The sequence below is a fragment of the Thainema salinarum CENA647 genome, assembly GCF_057732415.1.
Genome location: NZ_JBYJZJ010000022.1, coordinates 4,486,976 through 4,513,343 on the forward strand (window position 1 = coordinate 4,486,976; position 26,368 = coordinate 4,513,343).

Here is a 26,368-nt window from a genome sequence, read left to right on the forward strand (position 1 = left end):
CATCAGCTTGATTGTTTATGTAATTCTGATAGTCATTTAGCAGATAGACTTGTGTATTTGCAGAATAAAATACTGCTCTATTCCGCAACATCCTTATCGATGACACCGCCGACCAGCACCTGAGACTGCAAGACTGGTAAACGAGAGCTAACATCAAAGCCCCTGGAATTGCCACCTCGCCGTCCTTGTACATCTCCCTGTAAGAAGACAAAGACATCCTGATTGGTATTTAAAACTTCATCCTCGCCTGCGTCATCACCTGCAGAGGCACGAACACAGGCAAAAAAGCTATCGGATGTCGCTGGCGACTTGGTGTAACCAGCTTCGCAATCGCGGGCTGAACCATCTCCGGGCGCTGCAACAAAGTCAATTAAAACAGGCGGAGATCCAAGAGTCGGCTCAGTATCTTGTAAATCCTCTCCAGCCGAGTCCAGTGGCCAGCTTTGGAAGCTTACATCTCCAGTGGGATCAACATAACCTGCTGCCTGACTTAAGTCTGCGACATCACCCTCATATCGGGAGAGTTCATATCGACGAATAACAGATTGTCCTGACCAAGGCGCATCTGGATTGGCCTCTTGCAGATACACAATCAGGGAATAAGCACTACGACGCACTAGCAATGTGTCACATGCGGGTTGAGCTTCTTCAGAGACGCTGTCACAGTCAATCCCACTTAAATCAGCATCCGTAAAATAGACGGGTTTCCAGAACGCTAAGATCGGAGTCATCCCATCGCCAGCAAAATCGGGTAGACCATCGGCAATGTCTGCGACATCGTCGTAGACATATACTGCCTCACGCAAATCGGTGGTGATGTAGTTCATCGCCAACTGCATTTCACGCTGCGTTTCATTACGAGCAGATTCACGGGCATCAGCACCGAGCAGTTCGACGACGAGATACAGTAAACCAGACACAATAATGGCGCTGATGATAATCGAGACTAACAACTCTGTTAGGGTAAAACCTTGGTTATGGTTGCGTCGCCGCGACTTAAGAAATTGGTAGAAGCGGAGTGAGAAAGAATGGCTAGCCATAGCAAGAGTAGAAGGTAGTGGGCTAAGAGCAGAACAAGTTAGACCAATTTGTTTGAGTTAGTCTTCCTCGCCATCAAGAGCGCTAAAGGAGTTCGCTGCATCACCACGAGCAACGGTCGTATACAGCACAGCTAAGGGATCTGTATTTTGTGATCCGGTGCCGGATGTGAACAGAGCTGGAGCTTGCTGCGTCGTTAGAGTGCCACCGTTGTCGAATGCGAGCATTGAGTAAACTCGGACGCCCATATTGAACGCCAAAACCTGGTCGTCTGCATCCCCGGTTCCGGTTTGCCCATCCGTGCGGAAAAACTGAACGGCGTAGTCACTATCACCATCGTTGTCGATATCGACCTCGTACGCCTGCCCTGAATTGGTAACATCAGCGCGTTCATCGACTGTGCCAGATGGGGCACCCGTATCAGATACATTGCCAGCACCGACCGAAGGAGGCAGCTCAGTGTTGGCGTAGAGACCGCGCTCAACAATTAGATTGACTCGGTCAATCTCGGCTTGAGCCAACTGTAAAGCCTGCTCCATCCGCTGATTTTGAACACGAGTGGCAACAGACAGAAAAATGGGCGGAGTAATGATCGTGACGGTAACGACGATGACCAAAATCGCCATAATACATTCGAGCAGGGTTAGTCCATCTTCGGTAGAGGGAGACAGAGACTGCTCGCGCGGGGATCCGCTGTCACTAGATTGTCTTGACCAATACCACAGTAGTTTGAGTGCCGTTGCCTTGTTCATGTTGCTCGTTCTCCTTTAGCGGTGCGCGTGACTTGAACTGGGATGTCACTGATTTATGTTCGGTAAATCAGTGACATCTAGCTTTCATTGGGTTATTGCAGTCTGGTGATATACGGATCATCAGACGGAAGCTCTCGATAGAACTCGCTGCGGTTGCTACTCAAGGTGACAAATCGTCGAGCAACTGGGGCAGCAGGCGCATAGAGCAAGCCGACATCATAACCCCAGCGTCTATTTGGTGCGCCGTAGAAGTTGAAAGATGCGTTACTTGTATCAGGATCGGCATCCCAAGGAGCTGTGGCATAGGTGCTGAAGTTGAGCTGGAAGAATGCACCCGCAAAATTGAGGTCTACGTTATCCCAATTCTCAACTAGGTGCGGCAGGTTGTGCAATCCACCGTAGGATTGTCCTGAACGAGATGGCACAACTCCAGTTACAACAGTGGCATTGACGAAAATTTCATCACTGGAAGCGAGATCGACTAAGTCATCAAGCCGAGTGCCATCTGTGACAGAGCGGAACTCGTTACCATCGCCATCACCGTAGGCCGTTAGTTCTGCGGCACAGGTTCCATTTGCTGCAAAGCCACCACCGCAATAGAGGGGATAACCGTTGCGGTTAAACATGATCGGGAACAGGTTGATGTCATTTGCGATTAAGGTTTCATTCCCTTCCCGTTCAATGTAACCAGAAGCGGCCAGCTCATCTGCGTCAAAATACAACATCAGCGGATCTGATTTGTAGATCAGTGCGCCAGTTTGGCTGACAACTGGAGTGGTTCTACCACCCGGACGCTCACGATACCAAAGGGCATCACCAACCAGCGCTAAATCAGGCCGACGCATCGCCATATAGGACCGATTTGCAAGACTGCTATTAAATGCATCTTCAATTGAACCGCGTCCCTGACCATTGAAGTCGTTATCAAAGACATTCGAGAAGAAACCAACCGCATCACCCAAGACTTCAACGGGTCGCCAATGGTCTTCATCTGGGTCAGCAAAGTTTTCGTTCAAATCTTCCCGACCATAGAACGTGTTGCTGTAATTACCAGCATTGTTTAAGTTGACGTTTTCCATTTTCTCGTCAAACTCTTCAATGATGGCGTTGCGGGTTCCATCGGTACTGTGCAGATTGAAGTCACCTTTGATGTAGACGGAGTTGTCACTGACAAACGTCATACCAGCCAGGTTATCGCGATTGAGATTTGCACCTCGCTCTAGCATGAAACCATGAGGACGACGGTCTGGTTCTGCCTCAAAATCAACCGCTTTTCTGCTAATCTTGTTGGCACTTTCAGTGATGTCTGGATCGTCAGCCGTTGGCCGAACGATTTCATCCTCCCGTACGGCATCTTCCCGGAAAGCGTAGATGATTGAACCTAGCTCGTTAACATCTTCATCATCTCGGATGAAGTCACCTTCACCATCGTCGGTTAATAAGTCGAGATCGTAGGCCAGCAGACGCGTGTTCATCAATTCACGACCGTCGTAGAAGTTGTGATCCATGAAGGCGACGGCCACGCTAGTGCCGTTATCGAGGATCACGTTAGGTGCATTCGTGACGGTAGTCGAACTCGGCAGTTCCCAATCAGAACGAGCACGCGGCTCAATCATGATGGAAGCGAAGCTGCCTGCACGATCAGTGCCCGTTCCATACAAGCCGTCTGGAGCAACAACTTGGTAGAGGTAGTCATCCGTACCAGTTCCAGCTACATAATCATCTGCAACATATTCCTCGATTGCTGGTTGGGTATGGTCAACATCAACAGAAACACTACCAACTGTAAATGTATCAACGTCACCATCTAGGTCATGCTCAACCACTGGGAAGAGATAGTACAAAGCCGGATACTTAGGTGGAGGAACAACAATCTTATCCTGCTGAGAACAGAAGGCTAGAGCAAGCCCCACTGCTTTGGAGTCGAGACCAGTACCGCTACCCTTGAATGCTTCATGAAAAATATCAGGGTCACAGGCTGTAACGTACTGAGTACCAGAGGTGGTTTGAACGCGGCCTGTATCCGGATTCCAATAAACAGCATCTGTGCCATCCCCATCTATATATTCGGGAAAGACTGCCTTAAATCCATAGGTGCGATCGCGTAGAACTTGGTTCGCGTTCTGGATTCGCTGGAGCTTGGCCTGAAAGTCAGACAACTCATTAAATGCATTATTGATGCCATTTACGATACCAGTACCACCACCCGAATCTGCGATCGCAGCTAGCCTCACTTCCTCAGGCGTGAGATAGATTGGCGCACCATCTACTGTCTTACGGCCTAGAGTTTGGTAATAATCACCTGCATCACAAGCGCGATCGTAGGTTGTTAGATTATCAGTTGCACATCCTGCAACTAGTCCCGAATTGTCAATCGTATCTTGTCCTTCTGCTGCCCACTGGGTTGGGGTTCGAATAGCCTCGGGATTAGCTAGATAAACGGCTTGCGGTACATCAGAACCATTGACGTTGCCATCACCATTGTTATCAAAGTCGTTCGTGACGCCTCTAGCCTGGTTAATTTTTACCCGGGGCTGTTTGGTGTTACTGCCGTTGACATATATTTCGCCGTTTGACTCGTTCCCGTCAAAGAGAGACTCAATTCTATTGCCAATGCTGACCATAGAGGTAGTTTCTTGTGACGTGAAGAACGTCAAATCATCATTGTCTAGGTTGGCTGCTCTGTCTAACTCCAGGGTGTAGGCCAACATGCCAAGCGTACAAGTAGCCGTATGCAGAGTTGACTTGTCAGCGATGCTAAGGCTGCTGTAGCTGGTGCCTTCATCTAAGATGCGGCGCAGCATGGAAAAGTCGCCCCACATCTTCATATATGGATAGGGATGAACTTCACTGTCTTGAACAGGAGTGAAGGATGGAGCACCACCTTCTGGATCACCTGCAAAGTGAGCCAAGTTTTCTAAGGCACGACGCAGTGGCCCAGAGCTATAGGCTGATGAAAATCCAGCATCGGTGTACGGGAAATCAAATTCCCAACCATTAGTACCTACACCTCTGAGAAAATCGATGTTGTAGGCCGTTCCGCCTGAACCATCAAAATCGACATTTGTATCTGGATCAAAGTTGCCATCGCTGTCGAACTGAGCGGTGTAAAAAGTTTTGCTGTTTAAGATTGTTCGCTGTGTGCCTGGATGACTGGTAGCCGCAACACAGGCTAGAGGCACTGCACCATCCTCATGGTCATACCGATAAACCGCCATTGCTTGAACCGCCGCTAGATTGTCCCAAAGCGTCCGGTTTTGCGCAATTACATCAGTATTGTCGTCATCACTGTAGTCGTCTGAACCATCTAATCCGTCTAATAAGTTGGGCGAGGGATAAAGTGGTTCGGGCAAAAAGCCGCCATTGTAGGTTGCATCGATGACACCGTCACCATTCAAATCAGCATCCGGGATTTTGTCATTATTGCGATCTAGATCGGCTCCTTGCCAACCAAACGCATTACCCAGTTCTAAGCGTTCACCCACAATGGTGCGTATTCCAGTAGCTGTCGCACGGCGCTCCCAGTAACCATCTAGACCAAATTCAGCCGTATCACCACCTGTATTACCCGTTAAGTCTGAGCGGCTGGTAATTGGATTACCAATTTCCTCACCCATTGCAATGAGGTTGAAGCTATCCGGATTTTGATCTTTGTATTCAGGTTTGGGGCCGTAACGGTTGTCTGCCCGGAACGTGTCGTCCAGGAACGGAATAGGAGTTTTGCTGTTAATCAGACGGTTTGCATTCAGGTCTTTACCTTTCCAATTAGCCTCATCATAATCCCAGCTACTACCCTTTTCAGCCCGTGAAACGGACTCATTTTTAGTGAATAAGTCAAATTCATTTAGGGCGATTTGGCTAATCAGGCCATTCGTTGATTGAACAATAGAATCTGTGCCAGGTTTAAGCTGCGACTTATTACCTGTGTCTGGAGTTGTTGGGTCAAAAAGATGAAACTTAGCCGTGCCATTATCATTGCCAAAGGTATCTTGACCAATGACTCCATTGATAAACTGGCCTTGAAAATTAGGATTACTTGGGTCATTCTCATATTCTGCCGTTGTAATCTCTGATGCTTCCTTGCTGTATACGCAGGAATTGGGCGATGAAACCAAATGGGCATTGATTCTATCTTTAGCGATGATGCTGCCTTCCGAGTGCATCGCGCCGTTCCACATAAAGTTCGGACCTGGAAAAACTTCCAAGTCAGTTCGGAACCACGCTCCCCACTTGTTGCCTCGGCTAGCCTGTCGGTCTTGCTGGAATTCTAAGGCTGCTACTCGATTGTTATTGGGATCTTTAACGTAGGCATCCACCTGGAAAACCCGTCGAACATTAGCCGTATCGACTGGATACCACCCACCTTCTGGGTCACGAGAGAAATCAGCGCGAGCGCACCTACGACCCAACTCTTCCATACTGATTGGGCCGTTGCGGACAACGTTATTGGCCGCTTTCTCTGTATCAGAGCTTGAGATTGTCACTCCCCCATTTTCATCGTCTACCAAAATTGAGTAGGTAACTGTATTCCCCTGCTCATCGGTAAATTGCCAGGTGAGATCGGTGGCGTCGCCCACAATCGTCTCATCATTGAATGTGTACGGATCACCATCCAAAGCCGGGATACCGTTTTGGCCATCGTTCGCCATCATACTGACGAGCACATCACTAGCAGGTACACCGCCAGGGAAACGCACATCATTACTAAATAGCTGTTCGATCTTGGCTTTAGCCCGATCAATCGCAGGCGTTGCTGCATTTTGGATAACCCGCTGCTGCCGCTCGGTGACAACATCAGACGTGCGGCTAAAGGTACGGAACGTCAACGCTCCAACCGTCAGCGCCACAACCAGTGTGAGCAACACCGCAGTCGGTAATACAAAACCAGCGTTCGCCCAATTGGGTGAACGCCGATAACCCCGCTTCGCCCGAACGGCGCGGCGGATAAACCAAGTTGAGATCGCAGATGCAATGCGCTGCGGTATAGAAACCAGGAGTCGTAACAGCTCCTGCGCAGATCGAATTAGACGACGAATAGGACGAGTAAACATAGTTCCTCTTTTGGCAATGACCCAAAGGTGAACGGACTAAAAAGTTGGGTAACTAGATTAAAGGTGAGTAGCTAAATAAGACAGATCATCAGATGCTGATTAAAAGCAATTGTGATTCAGAACCAAATTTAGCGCACATCATTGATAACGAATAACGAGCACTAGAGTTTGACAGTGAGCCCGCCCGGTTCGACTTCCAAGATAAACAGATATCTGGCTGAGTCGGTGCGATCTGAGTCACTTGAGCCGATATGAAAGTTCACGTTGGACGCAACTGTTCTATCAGCTCTCGGGCAGAACATCATGGCTCTCCTCAGTTCTGTTGATCGAAATCTTTACGAATGTGAAGTTTATACCTTCATAAGATTACCCACTTCTTCTGATGGATCGATCATTAAATATACCTAAAAAGAAAAGCAGGAGATAACCTCCTGCTTTTTCAGGTCTCCGTATCGATACGGAGAAGAAGTATAGATATCTTGCTGAAGCGGTTCAAAAATAGGCGGATTTGGCTAGATGCCTCAGTGCGATCGCAAATTAGTACTTGTTTAAATCGATACCTGCTTCACGAGCAAACTGATCAATTCCTTTTTTGTGAAGCGTCTTGATCGCCTTGGTAGAGATACGTAACTTTACCCAACGATTACCCTGTGGCCACCAAACCCGCTTTTCCTGCAAATTGACTTCTTGCAGCTTCTTGGTTCGGCGATGAGAGTGTGAAACAGCATAGGCATTATTTGCCTTCTTTCCGGTCAACTGACATTTGCGACCCATAACGCGCTCCAGTCTTACTTACTACAACTTAAAAAACAAACGCAGTTTTTTATCATAGCAGATTCATCATAAGGGTTTTAATGTGATTGCTAGAAACAAGCTGTGTTAGATGTTCTAGCGTGTATAGATAGAGGATTGGGTGAGAGTTGGGTTTGGGGTTTTGGGTTCCAGGTGTTGAGTTCAGGGTTTTGGGTGTTGGGGAAGTGGCAATTTGGTTAAGGTGAAACCGACGGAGCGACCAATATTGTAGAGAAAGGATTATCATAAGGTGCCAAGCTCTGTAACCCTCGGCAATTGCGATCGGTCATGCGACAACAGCAAGCCATTCTAATCAGCAGTATTGTTTTCCTAAGTTTTTGTACAAGCTGCAATTCGCGTAGCCCTGAAGCCACGGCAAATGCTCAGGTTGGCGATTCTGATTCTGCTGATTCTGCTGATATTGTTGCTCAGTCGGCACAGCCATCTACTGCACCTCAGGATTTTTCGCCCGCTGCAACTAGCACTCAAAGTAGCGGCTATCCCGTTGCTCAAGCCGAACGCTCAGCCAATACAAGCTTCTACTGGGAAAATTTTCTCTGTGAGACCGCTACTTACGAAATTGAAATTTTAGGATCTGCGGCACAACCCAGCATGGTGGTGCGATCGCGCAATTCGGGCGTGGTGCTAAATTCTCCAGCCGATGTCTTGCGCGAGAAGGATGATTCGCTGGTATTTACCAGTCTGCGGGGCGAAGCAACTTATTATGTGACGGTTTATCCCAACACTAATACGTGTAACCTGCAAATCATGGGTGCAAGTGGGTCTGAGACCGTCAGTGAATCGGGGCGGTTGGTGCCGCGTGGTGGCCCAGACGATACCAATTTAGATGCTTATCGCTTGGGCTATCAGCAGGGATTTCAGGCGGGCTATGAGTCTGGGTTTAACTACCGCAAATACAAATACGGCTACTACCCCGATTCCGCCTATCGCAGTCCTTCCTACAAAGAAGAAGGGTATGTCAAGGGCTATCGGGACGGGTTTAATGCTGGATTCCATCAGGGATACTATTCCGTCGTCGAAGGCGGCATGTGGTGAAATGTACGAGTGAGTTTAGCGAAACAGTATTACAGTAACCTAAACGTGACGGGTGCTCACTGTGAACGACATTCATTTCCCTGGGCTGATAGGGTCGAGAGTGAAGTTTTGTATCATGCCTATGAACCCCATCTTGGCAACTGGATTTTGTCTCTAGCTGTAATCAGCTCAGTTAGGACGCGGACGTTTTGTGGCGCGGCGACGCCGCGCCACAAAACGTCCTAACCAAATATGGCTATCGCTGTATTTGAAAACTCCGGTTCCCAGTATGGGTTGATACAAGGTTCATCGCTTTATATCTGTTACATACTTGTACGCTTGTGCTTAGGAAAGGAGGCTTATGGTAGCCACAGCGTCTCGGGTTGCGATCGCACCTGAGGAAACTCAAAAATTATTGGACTGGGCGCAATCCGTCCACCAGTCTGAACAACCCCTATTTAAGAAAGCGCAAATTTTAGCTCGGCGGCTCGGTGCCCACTATCGAGACGATGGCCTAACCGAGATCGGCTTTTGGACTCCAGAACTGGGAGCCGACATGGTTCAACCTAAAAATATTTACTTAGAAGTTTTAACCCCCAAAAAAGCGATAGATCCCACCCAACCGACTCAAAAAATCGTTTTTCGACGCGACTATGTGCAGCTAGAGAAGCAGGGTGAATACTTTTGGGGTGTCATCTCTGGGATGCAGGCCGGAACTAAAGATCAGTTCGGCTCTTTTTATTGGCTGCATTACCTAGACATGAATACCAATGAAGTGAAAATCATTGGTGACTGCTTGGCCTATTCATTGCCATACGGAGTTTACGCTCCAGCCGAGGTTTACGACCTGAATCAGCTGCAGGCCAATCGAGCTGATTTGGACTATTTGGCTCAGGGTCAGGATGAACTAGCAGCGGCAGAGGACGGGCAAGATCCGCCGTTTGTCCAGGTTGAACCACCTAAGAATATCCTGCAGCTCCATGTCAACACCTCGTCCCCAGACGGTACGCTGGCGGGACTGACGAAGCTTTATCAAGACATTGGCCAGAAAATTACGCAGCAGCAGACCCTGACTCCGGCGGAGCAGAACTTCATTGGCTACGATGCGGTGCAGTTAATGCCGATTGAGCCGACGGTGGAATATCGCGGTGAGCACGAACTCGGTCACGGCTTCTTCATCTTCAGCGAGGGCGATCTGGACGAAATGGATCCGGAAACCGAGGGCATTGAACATGAACCGGGCGATATCAAGGTCACGCTGAAAAAGCCAGATACCCAAAACTGGGGCTATGACATCGTCATTTTCGGCTGCTCAGCCACCGATCCCTCGGTGCTGAAAACGCTGCGGCTAGAAGAACTGGTTGAGTTCATCGCCACGCTGCATAACTTTCCGACTGGCCCGATTAAGGTGATCTACGACATTGTTTACGGCCACGCAGACAACCAAGCAATTGATTTACTGAATGGGCGCTTTTTAAAGGGGCCAAATATGTACGGTCAGGACGTAAACCATCAGAATCCTACCGTGCGGGCTATCCTGTTGGAAATGCAGCGCCGCAAGAACGAGACGGGTGTTGACGGTATCCGCATCGACGGGGCACAGGACTTCAAGTTTTTCAATCCGCTATCGGGTGAGGTGGAATTTGACGATCAGTATCTGAGCGATATGGCCGAGGTGATCCAAGAAGTCAACGGCAATCGCCGTCGCCTATTCACGATTTATGAAGATGGTCGGCCTTGGCCTAAGGATGGCTGGGAAGAGATTTCCACCTATCGCGATATTGTTGAGTACAAGCCGGATGCCTTCCAATGGGGGCCGCTGATTTTTGCCCACAATACGCCGAGTCTGAAAAAGTTTTGGGATCGGAAATGGCGGCGGGTTGGCGAAGTGATGCAGGTGGGAGCCAACTGGATCACGGGCTGCGGCAACCACGATACGCTGCGGCGCGGTACCCAAGTCGATACCAGTCTCGACATCAACTGGAATCTAGGCGATTCGTTCGTCGATGTGCTGAATACCGCCTACGACCATCAGGCAATTTTGCTGATGACCTATGGCTTTGCGCCGGGTGTGCCGATGGATTTCATCAACTGCACGATGCGGGCACCCTGGGCATTCCTGCGCAATACCGACGATCGCTATGGCGTCAAAGTCGTTGCAGAAGAAGCGGGTGGCTTCCTGGATTGGCAAATTATTCCTGATACCTACAGCCTGCCAGAGGTGTTTCCACGGGTGAAAGCAATGGGCTTTGGCAAACTGAACGAGCTGCGGCAGTTTGTCCGTGGCCTTTACGATGCCATTGAGGAAACCAATTACGACCTGGATGAAGTGGCTCATATCTGTCAGCGTCATTTAGGAGCCGACGGACATAAAGAAGAAGTTAAAGCAGAAGCCCAGCAGCGTAAATCGGCGGCAGAGCTGCAAAAGCTGAATTTACCGGACAAGTCAAAAGTGCTGGCTGAACTTGATGTTCAAACCCTCAAAGACTTTGCCAAAGCCTTCATGGAGGATGCCCACGACATCAGCAATGTGTGGCTACAGGCTGATGTGATTGATGCGGAACAGGTGGCGTTTAACTTGGCGCTGCGGCGGTTCCGACTGGCCAATCCCTGGCTGCGGGAGAACTTATCTAACCTTGACCGCTTCAACCGGATTCACGATAATGACTACACTCTGTTCTATGGTTTACGGTCGGCTCCCAAATCTGAAGATTCAGACCAAACCCCTTACCATGTGGCAATGCTGTGCCACATGGGCGGTGATCCAATAACGGCGACGCCCGGAGACTGGCTGCAAATTGATCTGGACGAATGGCAAGTTGCGATCGCATCTCCCGGTCTTACAATCGATAACCTGAAGTCGTTTGAAATGAAGGATAGTCAGGCGGTTTTGTTGGAACGGATTGGAGAGTGAGGGATTGGCAGGTGAGGAGTAAGGCGAGAGGCGAGAGGCGATAGAATGAAATCCGTTTCTATTGCTGCCAGAATCACTATGACTGCTCTCTCGTCTGCTCCATTTTCCGCTGAAGAAATTGCGTCGGAAGGTATCAAGCCAGAAGAATACGAAGAAATTGTGCGGCGGTTAGGTCGCCATCCCAATAAAGCAGAACTGGGCATGTTCGGTGTGATGTGGTCAGAACACTGCTGCTATAAGAATTCGCGTCCGCTGCTGTCCCAGTTCCCAACAAAGGGCGATCGCATTTTGGTTGGCCCTGGTGAGAATGCTGGGGTAGTGGATTTGGGCGACGGCTTGCGGCTGGCGTTTAAGGTGGAGTCACACAATCACCCGTCAGCAGTTGAGCCATTTCAAGGCGCAGCAACAGGCGTGGGCGGCATCCTGCGCGACATTTTCACGATGGGCGCACGTCCGATTGCGGCGTTGAACTCTCTTCGATTTGGTTCACTAGAAAATCCTCGCACTCGTCAGCTGTTTAGCGGCGTGGTGGCGGGGATTGCTCATTATGGCAACTGTGTGGGTGTGCCAACTGTGGGCGGCGAGGTGTATTTTGATCCGGCCTATTCGGGTAATCCCCTAGTCAACGCGATGGCGCTGGGGCTGATGGAAACGCCGGAAATTATCAAATCGGGTGCCGTAGGAATCGGCAATCCGGTGCTCTACGTGGGTTCAACCACCGGACGAGACGGCATGGGTGGTGCCAGCTTTGCCAGCGCAGAATTGAGTGATGAGTCGGAAGCCGATCGGCCTGCGGTGCAGGTGGGCGATCCATTTCTGGAAAAATCGCTGATTGAAGCCTGTTTAGAAGCCTTTAAGACTGGAGCCGTGGCAGCGGCGCAAGATATGGGCGCAGCGGGACTCACCTGCTCAACCGCAGAAATGGCGGCCAAGGGCGGCGTTGGCATTGAGCTGGATTTGGATAAGATTCCGGTGCGGGAAACGGGCATGGTGCCTTATGAATACCTGCTGTCAGAGTCGCAGGAGCGGATGCTGTTCGTGGCTCACAAGGGACGCGAGCAAGAGCTAATCGATATTTTTCACCGCTGGGGACTTCATGCCGTAGTTGCAGGCCGGGTGATTGAGGAGCCGATTGTTCGCATCCTATTCCAAGGCCATGTGGCGGCGGATATACCAGCTACAGCACTGTCGGACGATACGCCAATTTACCATCGTGAGCTAATGGCCGAACCGCCGGAATATGCTCAAACTGCTTGGCAGTGGACAATCGATCAGCTACCTGCATGTACGAGTCAAGGTATTAACCAGAAAAGCTGGACAGAGGTTCTAGCGGATCTGCTGGCGACCCCGACAATCGCGTCGAAGAACTGGGTCTATCGCCAGTATGACCATCAGGTGCAGAACAACACGGTGAAATGGCCAGGAGATGCTGACGCGGCAGTGATTCGCCTGCGTCCTCAGCTAACCGAAGGTGGCGCATTTAATAAAGGCGTGGCGGCGACAGTGGACTGCAATGCTCGCTATGTGTACTTGCATCCCTACGAAGGGGCAAAAGCGGCAGTAGCCGAGGCGGCACGTAACCTGAGCTGCGTCGGGGCTGAACCGCTAGCCGTAACGGATAACCTCAACTTTGGCAGTCCTGAAAAGCCGATTGGCTACTGGCAACTGGCTGAAGCTTGCCGTGGTCTGTCGGAAGCCTGCTCCCAGTTTTCCACCCCCGTCACAGGCGGCAACGTGTCGCTTTACAACGAAACTTTAGATTCAGAGGGTAAACCGCAGCCGATTTATCCGACGCCCGTAGTTGGCATGGTTGGTTTGATTTCCGATTTGCAGAAAATTTGTGGTCAAGGTTGGCAGCAAACGGGCGATCGCATTTACTTACTCGGCCTACCCGTTGACCAATCTAAGCAGCCGCACGTCACGCTGGGCGGTTCGGAATATTTAGCGGCCATTCACGATACGATTGCTGGACAGCCGCCGATTGTAGACTTTGATCTGGAACTGCGTGTTCAAGCTGCCTGTCGCGAAGGGATTCAGCGGGGCTGGGTTCGGTCAGCCCACGACTGCGCCGAAGGTGGTTTAGCCGTGGCACTAGCTGAATCCTGCATTAGTGGTCGGAAAGGAGCCGAGATCAAACTTGCGATCGCAGATAGCCAGCTCTCATCTGCCAATCTGCGCTGGGATCACATTCTCTTTGGCGAGGGTGGCGCTCGAATTATTGTCTCGGTGGCATCAGATTCCGTAGCGGAGTGGGAATCCTATCTAGATAATCAGCTGGCTGGTTATTGGCAAATGCTTGGCCAGGTGGGAACAGCCAATGACGAATTACGGATTTTGTCCCAAGACACGGTTGCCCTCATCAACGCTAGGATCGAGGCGATGGCCGATCATTGGCAAAATGCGATCGCGCGTTACTTCGTGGATGCGTGAATCAGCGAATCGTCAGCGCCAGATTAAAAATGAAGATACAATTGTTAAGAAATAATTAACTCTTCCCTGTTGTCACCATACGTATGGAGCTTGCTCTTAGCATGATGCCCTATTCTGAATCTGCTTCTTTGACCCAGACGGCTGCATCAGCAGGTTCGGTCAGTTCACAACTGGAACGACCCGACAAACCCGAAGAAGCCTGTGGAGTATTTGGGGTGTATGCTCCAGAAGAGGAAGTCGCAAAACTGGCGTACTTCGGCCTCTATGCGCTCCAACATCGAGGACAAGAATCAGCGGGAATCACGACCTTTGACACCGATGGGCAAGTACATACCCATAAAGACATGGGGCTGGTTTCCCAGGTGTTCAACGAACATACGCTAGAAGAACTACCCGGTTATCTAGCGGTCGGTCATAATCGCTACTCGACAACAGGTTCGAGTCGCAAGTGCAACGCGCAACCTGCCGTAGTGGAAACTCGTCTGGGACATTTGGCGCTGGCTCACAATGGCAACTTGGTGAACGCCGCCAAACTGCGTGAAGAGCTGGCTCTTAGTGGCTTTGACATCAATACCAGCACCGATTCTGAAATGATTGCTCTGGCAATGGCTGAGGCCGTCAATCAGGGACAGGATTGGCTGGAAGCCGCACAAACCGCATTTCGCCGGAGTGAAGGAGCCTTTAGCTTAGTCATCGGTACGCCTGTGGGGCTAATCGCCACCCGCGACCCCCACGGCATTCGACCCTTGGTACTGGGCAAGCTTCATTTGGAAGACGACGATTCAACCATTCGCTATGCCCTAGCTTCGGAAACCTGTGGCCTCGATATCATTGGCGCAGATTTCGTCCGCGAGGTGCAGCCAGGAGAAATGGTTTGGATCACGAAAGAGGGCGTGACCTCGATTCAGTGGGCACAGGCAGAGCGCAAGCTATGCGTCTTTGAAATGATCTACTTTGCCCGTCCTGATAGCGTTGTCAATCAGGAAAGCTTGTACAGCTATCGCCTTCGTCTTGGACAGCAACTGGCGAAAGAAGCTCCTGCCGATGTGGATTTGATTATCGCGGTGCCCGATTCTGGTGTGCCAGCGGCAATTGGATTCTCCCAAGGCTCCGGTATTCCTTACGCAGAGGGACTAATCAAGAATCGCTATGTCGGTCGCACCTTTATTCAACCGACTCAGGTGATGCGGGAATCGGGCATTCGCATGAAGCTGAATCCGCTGCGGGACGTGCTAGAAGGCAAGCGGGTGCTGATTGTAGACGACTCCATTGTGCGGGGCACAACCAGCCGCAAGATTGTCAAAGCGCTGCGGGATGCCGGGGCAACAGAAGTCCATATGCGGATTTCATCGCCACCCGTCACGCATCCCTGCTTCTACGGCATCGATACCGACAGTCAGGAGCAACTGATTGCGGCTACCAAGTCGGTGGAAGAAATCGAGCGTCAAATTGAAGTAGATTCCCTTGCTTACCTAAGCTGGGACGGCATGTTAGAGGCCACGCGCCAGGAGAAGAGCAGCTTCTGCTCAGCCTGCTTCACGGGTGACTATCCAATTGCCATTTCTGAGGTAATGAAGCGCTCGAAGCTCATGCTCGAAGAAAAGCCTGTAACGGTTTAAGATATTCCAACAAAATTTTGAAGAGGAGAGTGCGATCGCACTCTCCTCTTTTTTTGGCAAATATTTAAGCAGGTTTACACTGTCCGGCCCGAATTAAACCAACGCGACGTGCGATCGCATCTCCCTGCGATTCAAACGGCCCCCAGGTTTTACCAGGACGGTTCTCTTCAGGCGGCAACTGCACGGCAGGACAAATCTCACACTGCCCTGCTTCGGTTTGGACGATGTACCATTGATCAGAAGAATCGGCTGAAGTCATAATGTCGATGCCAAATAGGGTTCAGTAACGATTTTGAACGCGACAGGTGCTGCTTGCACCCTCCCAAATCGTCGCTTTGCAGGACTAACGATGGTTATCGCTATGATACGGCGTTAGCCAAATTGCGATTTGATGGTTAACCATGCTGATCTTCTAAAATTGGGACAAGATCGATCTATCTCTCAACCATCAGAAAATCTAAATGGTACAGTCTCCATCTAAATCCATCACGCTAGAGGAGTTTCTGAAGCTGCCAGAAACGAAACCCGCTAGCGAATATATTGATGGGCAAATTATCCAAAAACCCATGCCCCAGGGAAAGCATAGTACAATCCAAACCGAATTTTCGACTACCGTTAATGCCGTGCTTAAGCCTCAACAAATTGCACGGGCATTTTCAGAGCTGCGGTGTACCTTTGGTGGTCGCTCAACGGTTCCAGATATGTTTGTATTTACGTGGCAACGAATTCCGCGTGATGAAAACGGTGAAATTGCCAACATCTTCCTGATTGCTCCTGACTGGACAATCGAAATTTTGTCACCGGATCAAAGCCAGACTAAAGTAACTAAAAATATTCTGCATTGCCTCAATCACGGAACTCAAATGAGTTGGTTAATTGACCCGGATGAGCAAACCGTTTTTGTGTATCGTCCTAAGCAGCAACCCGAAGTTTTCGATCAGCTAGAACAAAGACTTCCTACACCTTCTTTTGCTGGTGAGTTGAATCTGCGTGTAGGTATGATATTCGGCTGGTTATTAGAGTAATTGCACATTCGCTTTCACTTTACGGTAACTATATGCATCCGTTTGAAGCAAAAGGTTGTATAGCGTTGATATAAATTTAGTATTGCAGGCTCAAAATCTTTATGAAAGGTGAAGATGAAGATCTAAAAGAGGATAGAAGCGAGGTTGAACAAAAGCTTGGCCGTAATATTCTTCTATATCAAGAAATTGAAACTAGATTAAAGATGCTAGGCTCAATTACTAATATCTCTGGTGACTTGCGCGAATTCAAGCTCGTAGTAAAACAAAAAGCCAACTTCAATCGCAAACGTACATTAGGGAAAGTCATAAAAGAATTCAATAATAATGTTTGTCCTGATTCCGAACCGAAAGAGCTTGAATTGCAAGATCTTCCGGAACCTTACTTAGTATTTTCTCTGCAATTTAAATTGGTAGACGATGGTTCTTGGGATTACATAGAAAAACAGCTCACCGAGACATTGGAAGAGCGAAACAATACTGTTCATCATTTTTATCAAAAATATAGCTTGTCTTCGGCTGAAGAATTGCTAACGGCTATTAAATATCTGGATCAGCAGTACGAAAAGGCAGAGCCAATTTCGCAGATTTTGAAGCAGTTTGTTGAAAGTATCGAGGAACTATTTAAGCTGCATATGGCAAATGATATAGAAGAATGCATATGGCATATACGTCTAAAGAACAATTTTATTACTAAACAGCTTTATGAAATTTCAATTGAGAAGCCGAGAGTGGATGGTTGGGTGCCATTCAACTTTGGTGCTAAATTTGCCAGAGACGAAATAGAAAAAGTTGAAGAACTGAAGAAAGAATATGGCTGTAAAACCTTAAAAGCTTTTGTCTTGAAAACTGAATTGTTTGAATTCAAAGAAGAGGAAACTGTTAGGGGTGGAAAGCGATTGCTTTATCGTAATAAATCCAAGGATGAAACAGAGCAATGGCTTAGAGTTCAAGGAATTACTAATGATTATATATTTAGCTTCCAAGGTATATCATCCCAAAATGATCGCTCTACAAAAACGAATTGAGATTAAACACTTATGAGAATTGCGATCGCACCTTTCACGGTTCACAAACTCGTCCCGCTAACGATTAGCCGAGGCACCAGTGCCGGATCGACAAACCTGTGGGTGCGAGTGATTCAAGATGGGATTGAAGGTTGGGGGGAAGCGTCGCCGTTTTCGGTAGGGAATTATCGCCGCGATACGGAGGAGTTACAGCAGGAGCTAGAGGGAATAGCGCCGCTGCTGGAGCCGTTTAGCCCGTTTGACTATCAGCAGATTGAGCGAGTGTTGCTGAATGAGCCGATTTCCTCAGCGACGCGGGCTGGCATTGATTTGGCGGTTCAGGATTGGTTGGGCAAGCGAGTGGGGCTGCCACTGTGGAAACTCTGGGGTTTGGAGCGGGCTGCGATTACGCCTACATCGGTCACGATTGGCATCAGCACACCGGAAAAAGCGCAGGAGCGGTTAAAGCGTTGGCAGGAAGTTATCGATGTTCGATCTGTGAAGGTCAAACTGGGTAATCCAGAGGGGATTGAGGCCGATCAGGCGATGCTGCTGGCGCTGCTGCCGCTGGTGCCTGCTGAGGCAAAAGTGAGCGTCGATGCCAATGGTGGCTGGAGTCTCAAAGCTGCGATCGCAATGAGTCACTGGCTAGCGGAACAGGGTGTCACCTATATCGAGCAGCCATTGGATCGCGGTCAGGAAGCCGATTTGCCGAAGCTGTATGAAAAATCGCCGCTGCCGCTGTTTGTCGATGAAAGCTGTTTTACGAGTCATGACATTCCGCTACTGCGCGATCGCGTACATGGCATTAACATCAAACTAATGAAATCCGGTGGGCTGACCGAAGCGCGACGGATGATTGCGACGGCTCGTGCCTGTGGTTTGCAGGTGATGTTTGGCTGTTATGGTGACAGTGCGATCGCAAATACGGCCTTGGCGCATCTTTCCCCGCTGGCGGATCATTTAGATTTAGATAGTCATCTGAATCTGAAAGACGATCCGTTTCAGGGAGCCGAGGTGACAAACGGCTGCCTGATTCCCACCGACCGACCTGGACTAGGAGTGATCCAACATGCGTCTCAATCCTGAGCAACACCGCATCGCAATTTTGATGCACCAAGGCTTGACCAGCGGCAAAGGCAAGACGGGCCATTCGGTCTTGCGCTACAGCGAAATTCCAGTGGTGGCCGTGATTGATCAGGAGCATCCGGGCGGTTCAGTGCCAGAATTAACCGGAATCAAAGCCGATGTACCGATTGTTGGCTCTGTGAAAGAGGCGATGGTTCATAACCCGAATGTGCTGCTGATTGGCATTGCGCCGTCGGGAGGAGCGCTGCCGGATGAATGGTTTGCGGAAGTGCGGCAGGCGGTTGAACTCGGTTTATCAATCGTCAATGGTCTGCATACGCCGATGGCTGAACATTCCGATTTGGCTCCGCTGGTGAAAGACAACTGGATTTGGGACGTGCGGAAAGAGCCGGGTGGCCTGCGGGTCGGATCGGGTATGGCCAGTAGGCTGCCCTGTTCGCGAGTGCTGACCGTGGGCACCGACATGAGCATTGGCAAAATGTCCACGGGCATTGAACTACACCGAGCCGCTGTGCAACGGGGCATTTCATCCTACATGATCGCGACAGGACAAACGGGATTAATGCTGGGCTACGATGGTATTCCGCTGGATTCGATTCGGGTAGACTTTGCCGCTGGTGCAGTCGAACAGCTGATGATGCGCTACGGCTATGATTACGAACTTCTGTTTGTCGAAGGACAGGGTTCATTCATGAATCCGGCTTCCACGGCGACGCTGCCGCTGATGCGCGGTTCCCAGCCGACTCATCTGGTTCTAGTCCATAAAGCCGGACAAACGCATATCGAGAATTTCCCTGAATTCGCCATTCCGCCACTCAAGAAAGCGATTGAAGTCTATGAAACCGTCGCCACTGCTGGCGGCACCTTCCAGCCACCGGAAGTGGAAGCGATCGCACTGAACACCCATCACCTGTCCGAAGGAGATGCGATCGCAGCTATTCAACAGGTTCAAATCGAAACTGGCTTGCCCTGCACCGACGTAATTCGCTTTGGCGCAGAGCCAATTCTAGACGCGATTTTGCGGGATTAGTCGGGCTTAGCTCTAGCCGGATTAGCCGACCCAGTTCACACCACCATCAGATGGAATTGAAGGCAGCGGTTTGCTCACAGGCGCACGCCGCGCATCATGGGTAGAGGTAGGCTGAGTTAACTTTTGCTGCTGCGGTTTCTGCTGTCCTGAGCCGTTTCCGGTGGAGCGCTCATCGGCGGGCTTGGCCACTCCTTTCAGCTCATATCTGGGTTCTGGCTTCAGCGCTTCCCGTTCTGGGATCACAATCTTACGCATGAAGTACTCAATCGTTTTCTGCTTCACCCAGCCACGGGTGGCCAAAACTTCGCCGAACTTCATGCCAGTGGCTTGCTGATCATTTAGTGCCACATCAATTTGAGCCTGCGTTAGTAATCCAGCATCGACCAGGTAGCTGCCCAGTCGTTTACGACCCGTCATCGATGTTGAGACGGTTTGGACTTGATATCGCTCGCTGCTGTCTCGCATGATATCCTCCGAACGTATCGCTTTCGTGATGCAGTCTTCAGGCCGATAATGATTGGCTATGTAGGCACGATCTACAGCCTGCTGTCTACCGTTTGCTTAAACCTTCATACCGTTTCCACCAAAACGGCAATTTTCTTCATTCGTAATTGATATTCTATCCACTATAACAACTTGTTCCGAGAGTCCCCACCCCCGGCAGGGTGAACTACGGCTTTTTTGCTTGCCCTGAAAACCAGATGTCCTGCTAGGGTGGAATCAGGTACCAACCCTTGGCCAATTGTCATCGTTAAGCAACTTTTTAAGCAACGTTTAAGATTCACCATTCACATCAACTACCGACAACCTCAATGGCTGCTGATTCATCTGCTCAGACTCCCTGGTGGAGCGCTCCCAAACGCTATTTTCAGAAAGAAGTTTTACCCTTACTGGCTGATCTCCGACTTGCGATCGCACTTTTACTTGCGATCGCAGTTTTCAGCATCTCCGGCACGGTGATTGAACAAGGGCAATCCCTGGCGTTTTATCAAGCCAACTATCCCGAAGATCCCGCGCTGTTCGGCTTTCTCAGTTGGAAAGTGCTGCTGACGATTGGCCTTGACCATGTGTATCGCACCTGGTGGTTTCTGGCGCTGCTGATTCTGTTTGGCTCTAGCCTGACCGCCTGCACATTCACGCGACAGTTCCCGGCTCTCAAAGCCGCCCGCCGCTGGAAGTTCTACGAGAAACCCCGCCAGTTCGAGAAACTTGCCCTCAGCACCGAGTTCAATACCTCTTCTCCTGCCTCTCTCGACACCCTTGATCATTTACTCAAAGCTAAGCGGTATAAAGTGTTTCAGGAAGGCCACACCCTCTACGCCCGCAAAGGCATCGCCGGACGTATTGGCCCGATTATCGTTCACGCCAGTATGCTGCTGATTCTGGCAGGCGCGATCTGGGGCGCGATGACTGGATTTTTTGCTCAGGAGATGGTGCCCAGCGGCGAAACGTTTCAGGTAAAGCACATCTTTGATGCAGGCCCTTGGGCCGAGCGGCAGGTGCCCACCGACTGGAGCGTGAAGGTGAATCGCTTCTGGATTGACTACACGCCAGAGGGTGACATTGACCAGTTTTATTCCGATTTGTCGGTAATTGATCAGGATGGGAATGAGCGAGATCGCAAAACGATTCATGTGAATGAACCGCTCACCTATGATCATGTGACGTTCTATCAGGCCGACTGGGGCATTTCTGGCGTTCAGGTCAAGCTCAACAATAGTCCCATTTTCCAGCTACCGATGGGTCAGTTAGAAGTGGGTGGTGCAGGCCGCCTTTGGGGAACGTGGGTGCCGACCAGTACGGACTTATCCTCTGGCGTGTCGCTGGTGGCGAAGGATTTGCAGGGAATGCTGCTGGTCTATGACCAAACGGGCAAGCTGATTTCGACGGTACGCGAGGGGATGTCTACGGAAGTGAATGGCATCACGCTGTCGGTCGTCAAGATTATTGGCAGTACGGGTCTGCAAATTAAGGCCGATCCGGGGATTCCAATTGTCTATGCGGGCTTTGGCCTGCTGATGATTGGGGTGGTGATGAGCTATGTGTCGCACTCGCAGGTGTGGGCACTGCGGCAGGATGATCGGCTCTATGTCGGTGGCCGCACAAATCGCGCCCAGGTGACATTTGAGCGTGAGCTAATCGGCATTTTTGATCAGCTTAGCGAGGCAGAAGTGAATTCTGCAACGAGTTCTTCGATTCCAAAACCAACGTTAGTCAGCTAGCAATTTCATCGGGTGGGCATTGCCCACCTTTTTTATGAGAAATTTGCGCTGGAGAATTTGCGATCGCATCAACAGCAAAAGTGAGCGGCGACAGATATGATTAAAACGAAGTGCGAAGACCTTGTACCGTCCGCTCCAACGAATAGTTAGCCTTCAATAGACTAGAGCCTTTCACTAGAATAGTAATTAAACCTCAATCCAAAGTGCTTCTTAAGTTTTTCTTCTTACTCTCAAGCATTTTTTCTGACTCTGAAACACCCTCCAACTAGAATAACGGCGAAGCTGAAGATATGAAGCCACAATCCAGGTTCTGTAGCACAAGGGTAATCCACGGTACGATGGTAACCTACCGCAGCTATGAACAAAGACTCTAGCATCGACCATAAAAACGCCGGAAAAAGCATTAATAAAAACAAGATAAAATATTTTTTGATACCAACCCTATTCAAAAAATAGCTTGCAAGCAAAAAAAATGTTGCAAAGGAAAGAGATGACAAATAAAAATAGTAAAAATTTGCATTGCCCTGTTTTAACAATTCAATGTAACTTAGCTCAAAACTAATTTTTTCAGATGGATATCCGCATGAAAACCATTTCATGAAAAGTGAAACAAACAAGGTAGACATTCCAGCTATTGGCAGAAAATTTATAAATTTACTTGCAATAGTTCGGTTCATTGCTAAAAATCCTCAGTCAAAGCATTTGTGAGAAGCAAGAAAACTGTCAGAAGGCTCGATATTGCTACCGATTTCTTAAGAAATTAGATCGTCAACAAGCGTAAATACTCATCAAGTGATCTAATTTTTTCGCCCTGAAAGTGCCTCAGTGTTTGGATTACTAACTATTGATTACACGGAAATGGTCTACCTAAACCGCCAAATTGGGTGTTTCAACCCTGTTGGGGTTTAGATGGAAATTTGTCAACCTAATCACTCAGATCAAGGCGATTAGATAGAAATTCGTCAGTCTAATGATCCAAATAGGGGGATTAGGCTGATGAATTCAGTATAAATATCTTGAATTTTCAGTTCAGGCTATTTGAATTTCATGTATTATTTGTCAACACCTCTTCACTTCAATTTCCTGATCTTTGTAAGATGGCGCGATCGCACTGCAAAAAGGTTGTGGCGAAAGTGCGATCGCATTTTTGAATAGGACTGTGGGAAAAGTGCGATCGCAATGTAAATGAGGCTGGGAAGAAGTGCGATCGCAGCAGCAATACCTACCGTAGAGGGAGAAACCTGACTTGCCCTTCCCACTCTCCTTCAATACTGCACTCCGCAATCAAGATGATTTCCTCTATCGCTAACCCGACTGAGACACGACGGCTCACCTCGAACAGTCCGGGCATCGATAATCTCGCTTGAATACGTTGGTAGGCAAAGGTAATCATCGTTGCAACATCATGAGTCAGAACGATTCGTCCTTCTGCGGCTGCCCACTCTAAAACAGTAGGATCATCGACTCCCGACAAATTCACATCTTGAACACGCACAATATCAATTTCTGGAGCTTGGCGAAGAACACCGCGCACAATTTGGTTATTAAAATTTTCATCCGCCAGAAATCGAATCATCTAGATTACCGGACTATCTAGATTGATTGCGTCGATCCAGCAACCGATCGCGTACTCCAACTGGGTTGAACCGTTGCTCCGCCTCTTGCCGAATCAAATGTGCCTGCTGCTGGCGTTCTTCCAGATAAGCCTGTACCTCACCCCGATGTCTCAGGTAGTAACCGATAACGAGGTAAATATCCGACAGTTGCAGCGATGGATATTGCTCCCCTATCTCCTCTGGCGTACATCCCTCCAGAAAAGCTGTCACAACCGTATCTAAAGTGACGCGAGTTTTGGCAACTCGTACAACACCTTGAGGATCGGTTTCTATCGGTGCGGATTCAAGAGCAATGGCTAGAGGCATAGACTGTATCAAGATTGTTGCTCCCTATCGTAGCAAACACCCTAACAGGTTGAAGTCTCCAAAAACCATCACATTAGCCTGTTAAGCGGATCGCACTGTAAACAGGATCGTGAAAAGAGTGCGATCGCTAATCAAAACACTCAACGAAGAGAACAGAGCTAAGGAATATAAATCCGACCTACACCCATGTAATTCTCAATATCAAATAAAATCTCGACTAATCAGCTCGCGCATCGTTCCCGATAAATCTGCTCATCAAGCCGTTCTTTGTTGCCAATCGTTACAACAGGCAGCGATCGCAGATTATTTTCTTCCCAGATGACTTGTTCTAGTGAATCATCTCCCTTCATATTACGATTTGCCGTCAGAATGATCATCTGATTGCTTTGAGCCACCTGCCACACCAAGCGATCAGGACTATTTTCAAGTAAGCTGACTTCTTCAAATCCAACGAAGCGAATTGGCATCAGTTCAAGCCATCCTTCAGCCGCGATCGTCCCCCACAATAAAGCTGCTTGTCCTCTCAAGTTGTAATCAACCAGGAAATTCATACCTTGGATTCAAGCCGATCTTTCCAAGCTTGAAGTTTTGCACGGATAGCCTCATGTTCTAGGTTTGGAGGCATTGCAGCAAGACGGGCAAAATGTTCTCGATTACGTGCTTCCCAGAATTGTCGGTTCTCTTCTGCAATTTGTAAAACCTGTTGATATTCGGCTTCGGCTTCAGCCTGATGAGCCTCAATGTAACAGAGAGCAGCATTGACTTGAACATCTGTGAGACAGAGCTTTTCACGAATGAGTTTCGCAGGATAGCCAGCCGTGAAATAATCCATCACATCATACAGAGTAATGCGGGTGCCTGCGATGGTTAGTCCTCGCTCTGTCCGTACAATATTGGCTTGTTCATTCGGTGCTGAAGCCATACCCCAAGTTTTTGTGAAACCTACTTCATCGTATCGCACGGCAAAAAGGCTATGGGGAAAGTGCGATCGCATTCATGACCTCAATCACTGGACACCATAACGCTTTGCAAATCGCCATTGCTTCAGTGCCGAAAGCCTTGCTCTGTAATAAATCGGGTCAATTGCGCCAGTTTTGGTTAGTCCCATCGATGTTGTCGAGCTTCATAGACAATCTCTTGAGCCTCTTCGAGTGAAATATCATAGCGGGCGCTCAAAAGATAAGGAATGCGATCGCAGTCGCGATTCGGATCCACATCTGGTTTGCTGGAATAAGCAGGCAGGGCAACATTACATAAAAAAGGCGCAGCTTTCGCCTCTAGTTGAAGCGGTTCAAGATTTTGAGCGTCTCGCGAATTTGTAAAAAATAGCAAGGCCCCGCTGAGGTTAGCATTGCTCAAGTTGGCATCAGTGAGCAGGGTACAGTTGAGGTCAGTCCCGCTGAGGTTGGCATATCGAAGATCAGCCCTACTGAGATTGGTATATCTGAGGTTAGCCCCGCTGAGGTTGGCATATCGAAGATCAGCCCTGCTGAGGTTAGCCCCGCTGAGGTTGGCACTGATGAGGTTGGCTCCGCTAAGATTGGCCCCGTTAAGGTTGGCTCCGTTAAGCCCAGCATAGTTAAGGTCAGCCCCGCTCAAGTCGACACCGCTGAGATTGGCATCACTCAGATTAGCCTCGTTAAGCTCAGCATTGTTAAGATTAGCCCCACTCAAATCAGCCCCGCTGAGATCGACGCCGCTCAGGTTAGCTGTCTCTGGATGTCTGTTGGTCGTGCGGGAATTGAGCACTAGGAAGATGCCACCAGCAACTATCGTGATTGCTCCAATCCCGCCGATGAGAGTTTCACGATCTGAATGAGCAAGAGCTGCTGTTTCGTTGTGGGGTAGGTGACTATAATCCGGCTGGAGTCTCCGATTGGGAAGTAACCCAAGCCACCACACCATCCCAAGAAAGGCTGGAGTTGCGATCGCTCCCACCACCCACCACTTGTTAATCCTGATCTTTGGCTGCCACTGCTTAAATTGCTCCCGCATGCTTGAGACTCCCTCAATATAATGGGCTCAGCGCTGAGCCTATTATTACGCCCCCTATTTCGGGAAAGCTCTAATCTTTATGCACGCTTAACCCCACCCCATTCACCCCAAAGTAAACGGGCCTCTCTCGACATGTTCGGGGAGGCGACTCCGATGCGACCGCTTATACCCTTTGCTAGATGTTTAGTGATGCATCTTTTGCTATGTGTTGTAGATTAAGCCATTTGTCCTATACCTTGCCAACCTGAAACTCGAAATGGACATTTTGCGATCGCAAGGTGGCGGTAAAATATCCCTTCTGGTTTTGGTAGATAACATAAACCTGGTTGCCACCCCCGATTGCTATCGCTGCCCAGTTGATGGCGATGATGAACCGGATTGCTTGCAGCTTTATGGGTTTAATACTATTTGACGCTGTCAGCATCTACTTGCCCGATCTCTCAAGTCTGC

General features: G+C 49.3%; 22 protein-coding genes. 9 read left to right on the plus strand and 13 right to left on the minus strand.

The annotated features are described in order from the left end of the window. Positions 1 to 77: 77 nt before the first annotated feature. From AC286M_RS26395 to rpmB, 4 genes are all read right to left on the minus strand, one after another. Entirely contained in the window at positions 78 to 1,040 is a 963-nt protein-coding gene (locus tag AC286M_RS26395) for a PulJ/GspJ family protein (protein ID WP_488207210.1), read from the minus strand. Between the two features lie 57 nt (positions 1,041 to 1,097). Beyond that, positions 1,098 to 1,790, minus strand: a complete 693-nt coding sequence (locus tag AC286M_RS26400) for a hypothetical protein (RefSeq protein ID WP_488207211.1) — start codon at positions 1,788 to 1,790, stop codon at positions 1,098 to 1,100. A 92-nt stretch (positions 1,791 to 1,882) separates the two neighbouring features. Next, complete coding sequence (gene hpsA / locus AC286M_RS26405) at positions 1,883 to 6,841, minus strand: hormogonium polysaccharide biosynthesis protein HpsA (RefSeq protein ID WP_488207212.1); 4,959 nt, start codon at positions 6,839 to 6,841, stop codon at positions 1,883 to 1,885. Positions 6,842 to 7,378: 537 nt separating this feature from the next. Further along, positions 7,379 to 7,615: a 50S ribosomal protein L28 gene (gene rpmB / locus AC286M_RS26410; RefSeq protein WP_488207213.1), complete on the minus strand. Its 237-nt coding sequence runs from the start codon at positions 7,613 to 7,615 to the stop codon at positions 7,379 to 7,381. A gap of 306 nt (positions 7,616 to 7,921) precedes the next feature. On the opposite strand from rpmB, the gene AC286M_RS26415 reads away from it, so the two are divergent. The 4 genes from AC286M_RS26415 to purF all read left to right on the plus strand — a co-directional run bounded on the left by AC286M_RS26415 (position 7,922) and on the right by purF (position 15,631). Beyond that, a complete protein-coding gene (locus tag AC286M_RS26415) occupies positions 7,922 to 8,689 on the plus strand; it encodes a hypothetical protein (protein ID WP_488207214.1) in 768 nt (255 codons plus the stop codon). A gap of 340 nt (positions 8,690 to 9,029) precedes the next feature. Further along, positions 9,030 to 11,582 (plus strand): glucosylglycerol hydrolase, encoded by a 2,553-nt coding sequence (gene gghA, locus AC286M_RS26420; RefSeq protein WP_488207215.1) that lies wholly within the window; start codon positions 9,030 to 9,032, stop codon positions 11,580 to 11,582. 78 nt (positions 11,583 to 11,660) lie between these two features. After that, positions 11,661 to 14,012 carry a phosphoribosylformylglycinamidine synthase subunit PurL gene (gene purL, locus AC286M_RS26425; RefSeq protein ID WP_488207216.1) on the plus strand — a complete coding sequence of 784 codons (2,352 nt, stop codon included), beginning with the start codon at positions 11,661 to 11,663 and terminating at the stop codon, positions 14,010 to 14,012. 101 nt (positions 14,013 to 14,113) lie between these two features. After that, positions 14,114 to 15,631 (plus strand): amidophosphoribosyltransferase, encoded by a 1,518-nt coding sequence (purF, locus tag AC286M_RS26430; protein ID WP_488207217.1) that lies wholly within the window; start codon positions 14,114 to 14,116, stop codon positions 15,629 to 15,631. A gap of 64 nt (positions 15,632 to 15,695) precedes the next feature. On the opposite strand, the gene AC286M_RS26435 is transcribed toward purF, so the two are convergent. After that, a complete protein-coding gene (locus AC286M_RS26435; RefSeq protein WP_488207218.1) occupies positions 15,696 to 15,890 on the minus strand; it encodes a hypothetical protein in 195 nt (64 codons plus the stop codon). Positions 15,891 to 16,092: 202 nt separating this feature from the next. Between AC286M_RS26435 and AC286M_RS26440 the strand changes: the two genes are divergently transcribed. From AC286M_RS26440 to AC286M_RS26455, 4 genes are all read left to right on the plus strand, one after another. Continuing rightward, positions 16,093 to 16,656, plus strand: a complete 564-nt coding sequence (locus tag AC286M_RS26440) for a Uma2 family endonuclease (RefSeq protein ID WP_488207219.1) — start codon at positions 16,093 to 16,095, stop codon at positions 16,654 to 16,656. Between the two features lie 101 nt (positions 16,657 to 16,757). Further along, entirely contained in the window at positions 16,758 to 17,681 is a 924-nt protein-coding gene (locus tag AC286M_RS26445; protein WP_488207220.1) for a hypothetical protein, read from the plus strand. Positions 17,682 to 17,693: 12 nt separating this feature from the next. After that, positions 17,694 to 18,749: a dipeptide epimerase gene (locus AC286M_RS26450; protein ID WP_488207221.1), complete on the plus strand. Its 1,056-nt coding sequence runs from the start codon at positions 17,694 to 17,696 to the stop codon at positions 18,747 to 18,749. Further along, positions 18,733 to 19,779 (plus strand): N-acetyltransferase DgcN family protein, encoded by a 1,047-nt coding sequence (locus AC286M_RS26455; protein WP_488207222.1) that lies wholly within the window; start codon positions 18,733 to 18,735, stop codon positions 19,777 to 19,779. Before AC286M_RS26450 ends, AC286M_RS26455 begins: the two co-directional genes overlap by 17 nt. Positions 19,780 to 19,800: 21 nt before the next feature. On the opposite strand, the gene AC286M_RS26460 is transcribed toward AC286M_RS26455, so the two are convergent. Next, entirely contained in the window at positions 19,801 to 20,244 is a 444-nt protein-coding gene (locus AC286M_RS26460; RefSeq protein WP_488207223.1) for a cyclic di-GMP-binding domain-containing protein, MshE-related, read from the minus strand. A gap of 347 nt (positions 20,245 to 20,591) precedes the next feature. On the opposite strand from AC286M_RS26460, the gene AC286M_RS26465 reads away from it, so the two are divergent. After that, positions 20,592 to 22,001 carry a cytochrome c biogenesis protein gene (locus AC286M_RS26465; RefSeq protein WP_488207224.1) on the plus strand — a complete coding sequence of 470 codons (1,410 nt, stop codon included), beginning with the start codon at positions 20,592 to 20,594 and terminating at the stop codon, positions 21,999 to 22,001. Positions 22,002 to 22,231: 230 nt separating this feature from the next. Here the strand turns inward: AC286M_RS26465 and AC286M_RS26470 are convergent, their stop codons facing one another. The 7 genes from AC286M_RS26470 to AC286M_RS26500 form a co-directional block, all read right to left on the minus strand. Further along, positions 22,232 to 22,678 (minus strand): hypothetical protein, encoded by a 447-nt coding sequence (locus tag AC286M_RS26470; RefSeq protein WP_488207225.1) that lies wholly within the window; start codon positions 22,676 to 22,678, stop codon positions 22,232 to 22,234. A 545-nt stretch (positions 22,679 to 23,223) separates the two neighbouring features. Continuing rightward, positions 23,224 to 23,577: a DUF5615 family PIN-like protein gene (locus AC286M_RS26475; protein ID WP_488207226.1), complete on the minus strand. Its 354-nt coding sequence runs from the start codon at positions 23,575 to 23,577 to the stop codon at positions 23,224 to 23,226. A 13-nt stretch (positions 23,578 to 23,590) separates the two neighbouring features. Then, the gene (locus AC286M_RS26480) at positions 23,591 to 23,923 is read right to left on the minus strand and encodes a DUF433 domain-containing protein (protein ID WP_488207227.1); all 333 of its coding nucleotides are present in this window, start codon (positions 23,921 to 23,923) and stop codon (positions 23,591 to 23,593) included. Between the two features lie 221 nt (positions 23,924 to 24,144). Next, on the minus strand, positions 24,145 to 24,474 hold the full coding sequence (locus tag AC286M_RS26485; protein ID WP_488207228.1) for an ACP S-malonyltransferase: 330 nt from the start codon (positions 24,472 to 24,474) through the stop codon (positions 24,145 to 24,147). Then, positions 24,471 to 24,845, minus strand: a complete 375-nt coding sequence (locus AC286M_RS26490) for a DUF433 domain-containing protein (RefSeq protein ID WP_488207229.1) — start codon at positions 24,843 to 24,845, stop codon at positions 24,471 to 24,473. The genes AC286M_RS26485 and AC286M_RS26490 overlap by 4 nt, the downstream gene beginning before the upstream one ends. 176 nt (positions 24,846 to 25,021) lie before the next feature. Next, complete coding sequence (locus AC286M_RS26495; protein WP_488207230.1) at positions 25,022 to 25,918, minus strand: pentapeptide repeat-containing protein; 897 nt, start codon at positions 25,916 to 25,918, stop codon at positions 25,022 to 25,024. A gap of 229 nt (positions 25,919 to 26,147) precedes the next feature. Next, entirely contained in the window at positions 26,148 to 26,342 is a 195-nt protein-coding gene (locus tag AC286M_RS26500; RefSeq protein WP_488207231.1) for a hypothetical protein, read from the minus strand. Positions 26,343 to 26,368: the final 26 nt, after the last annotated feature.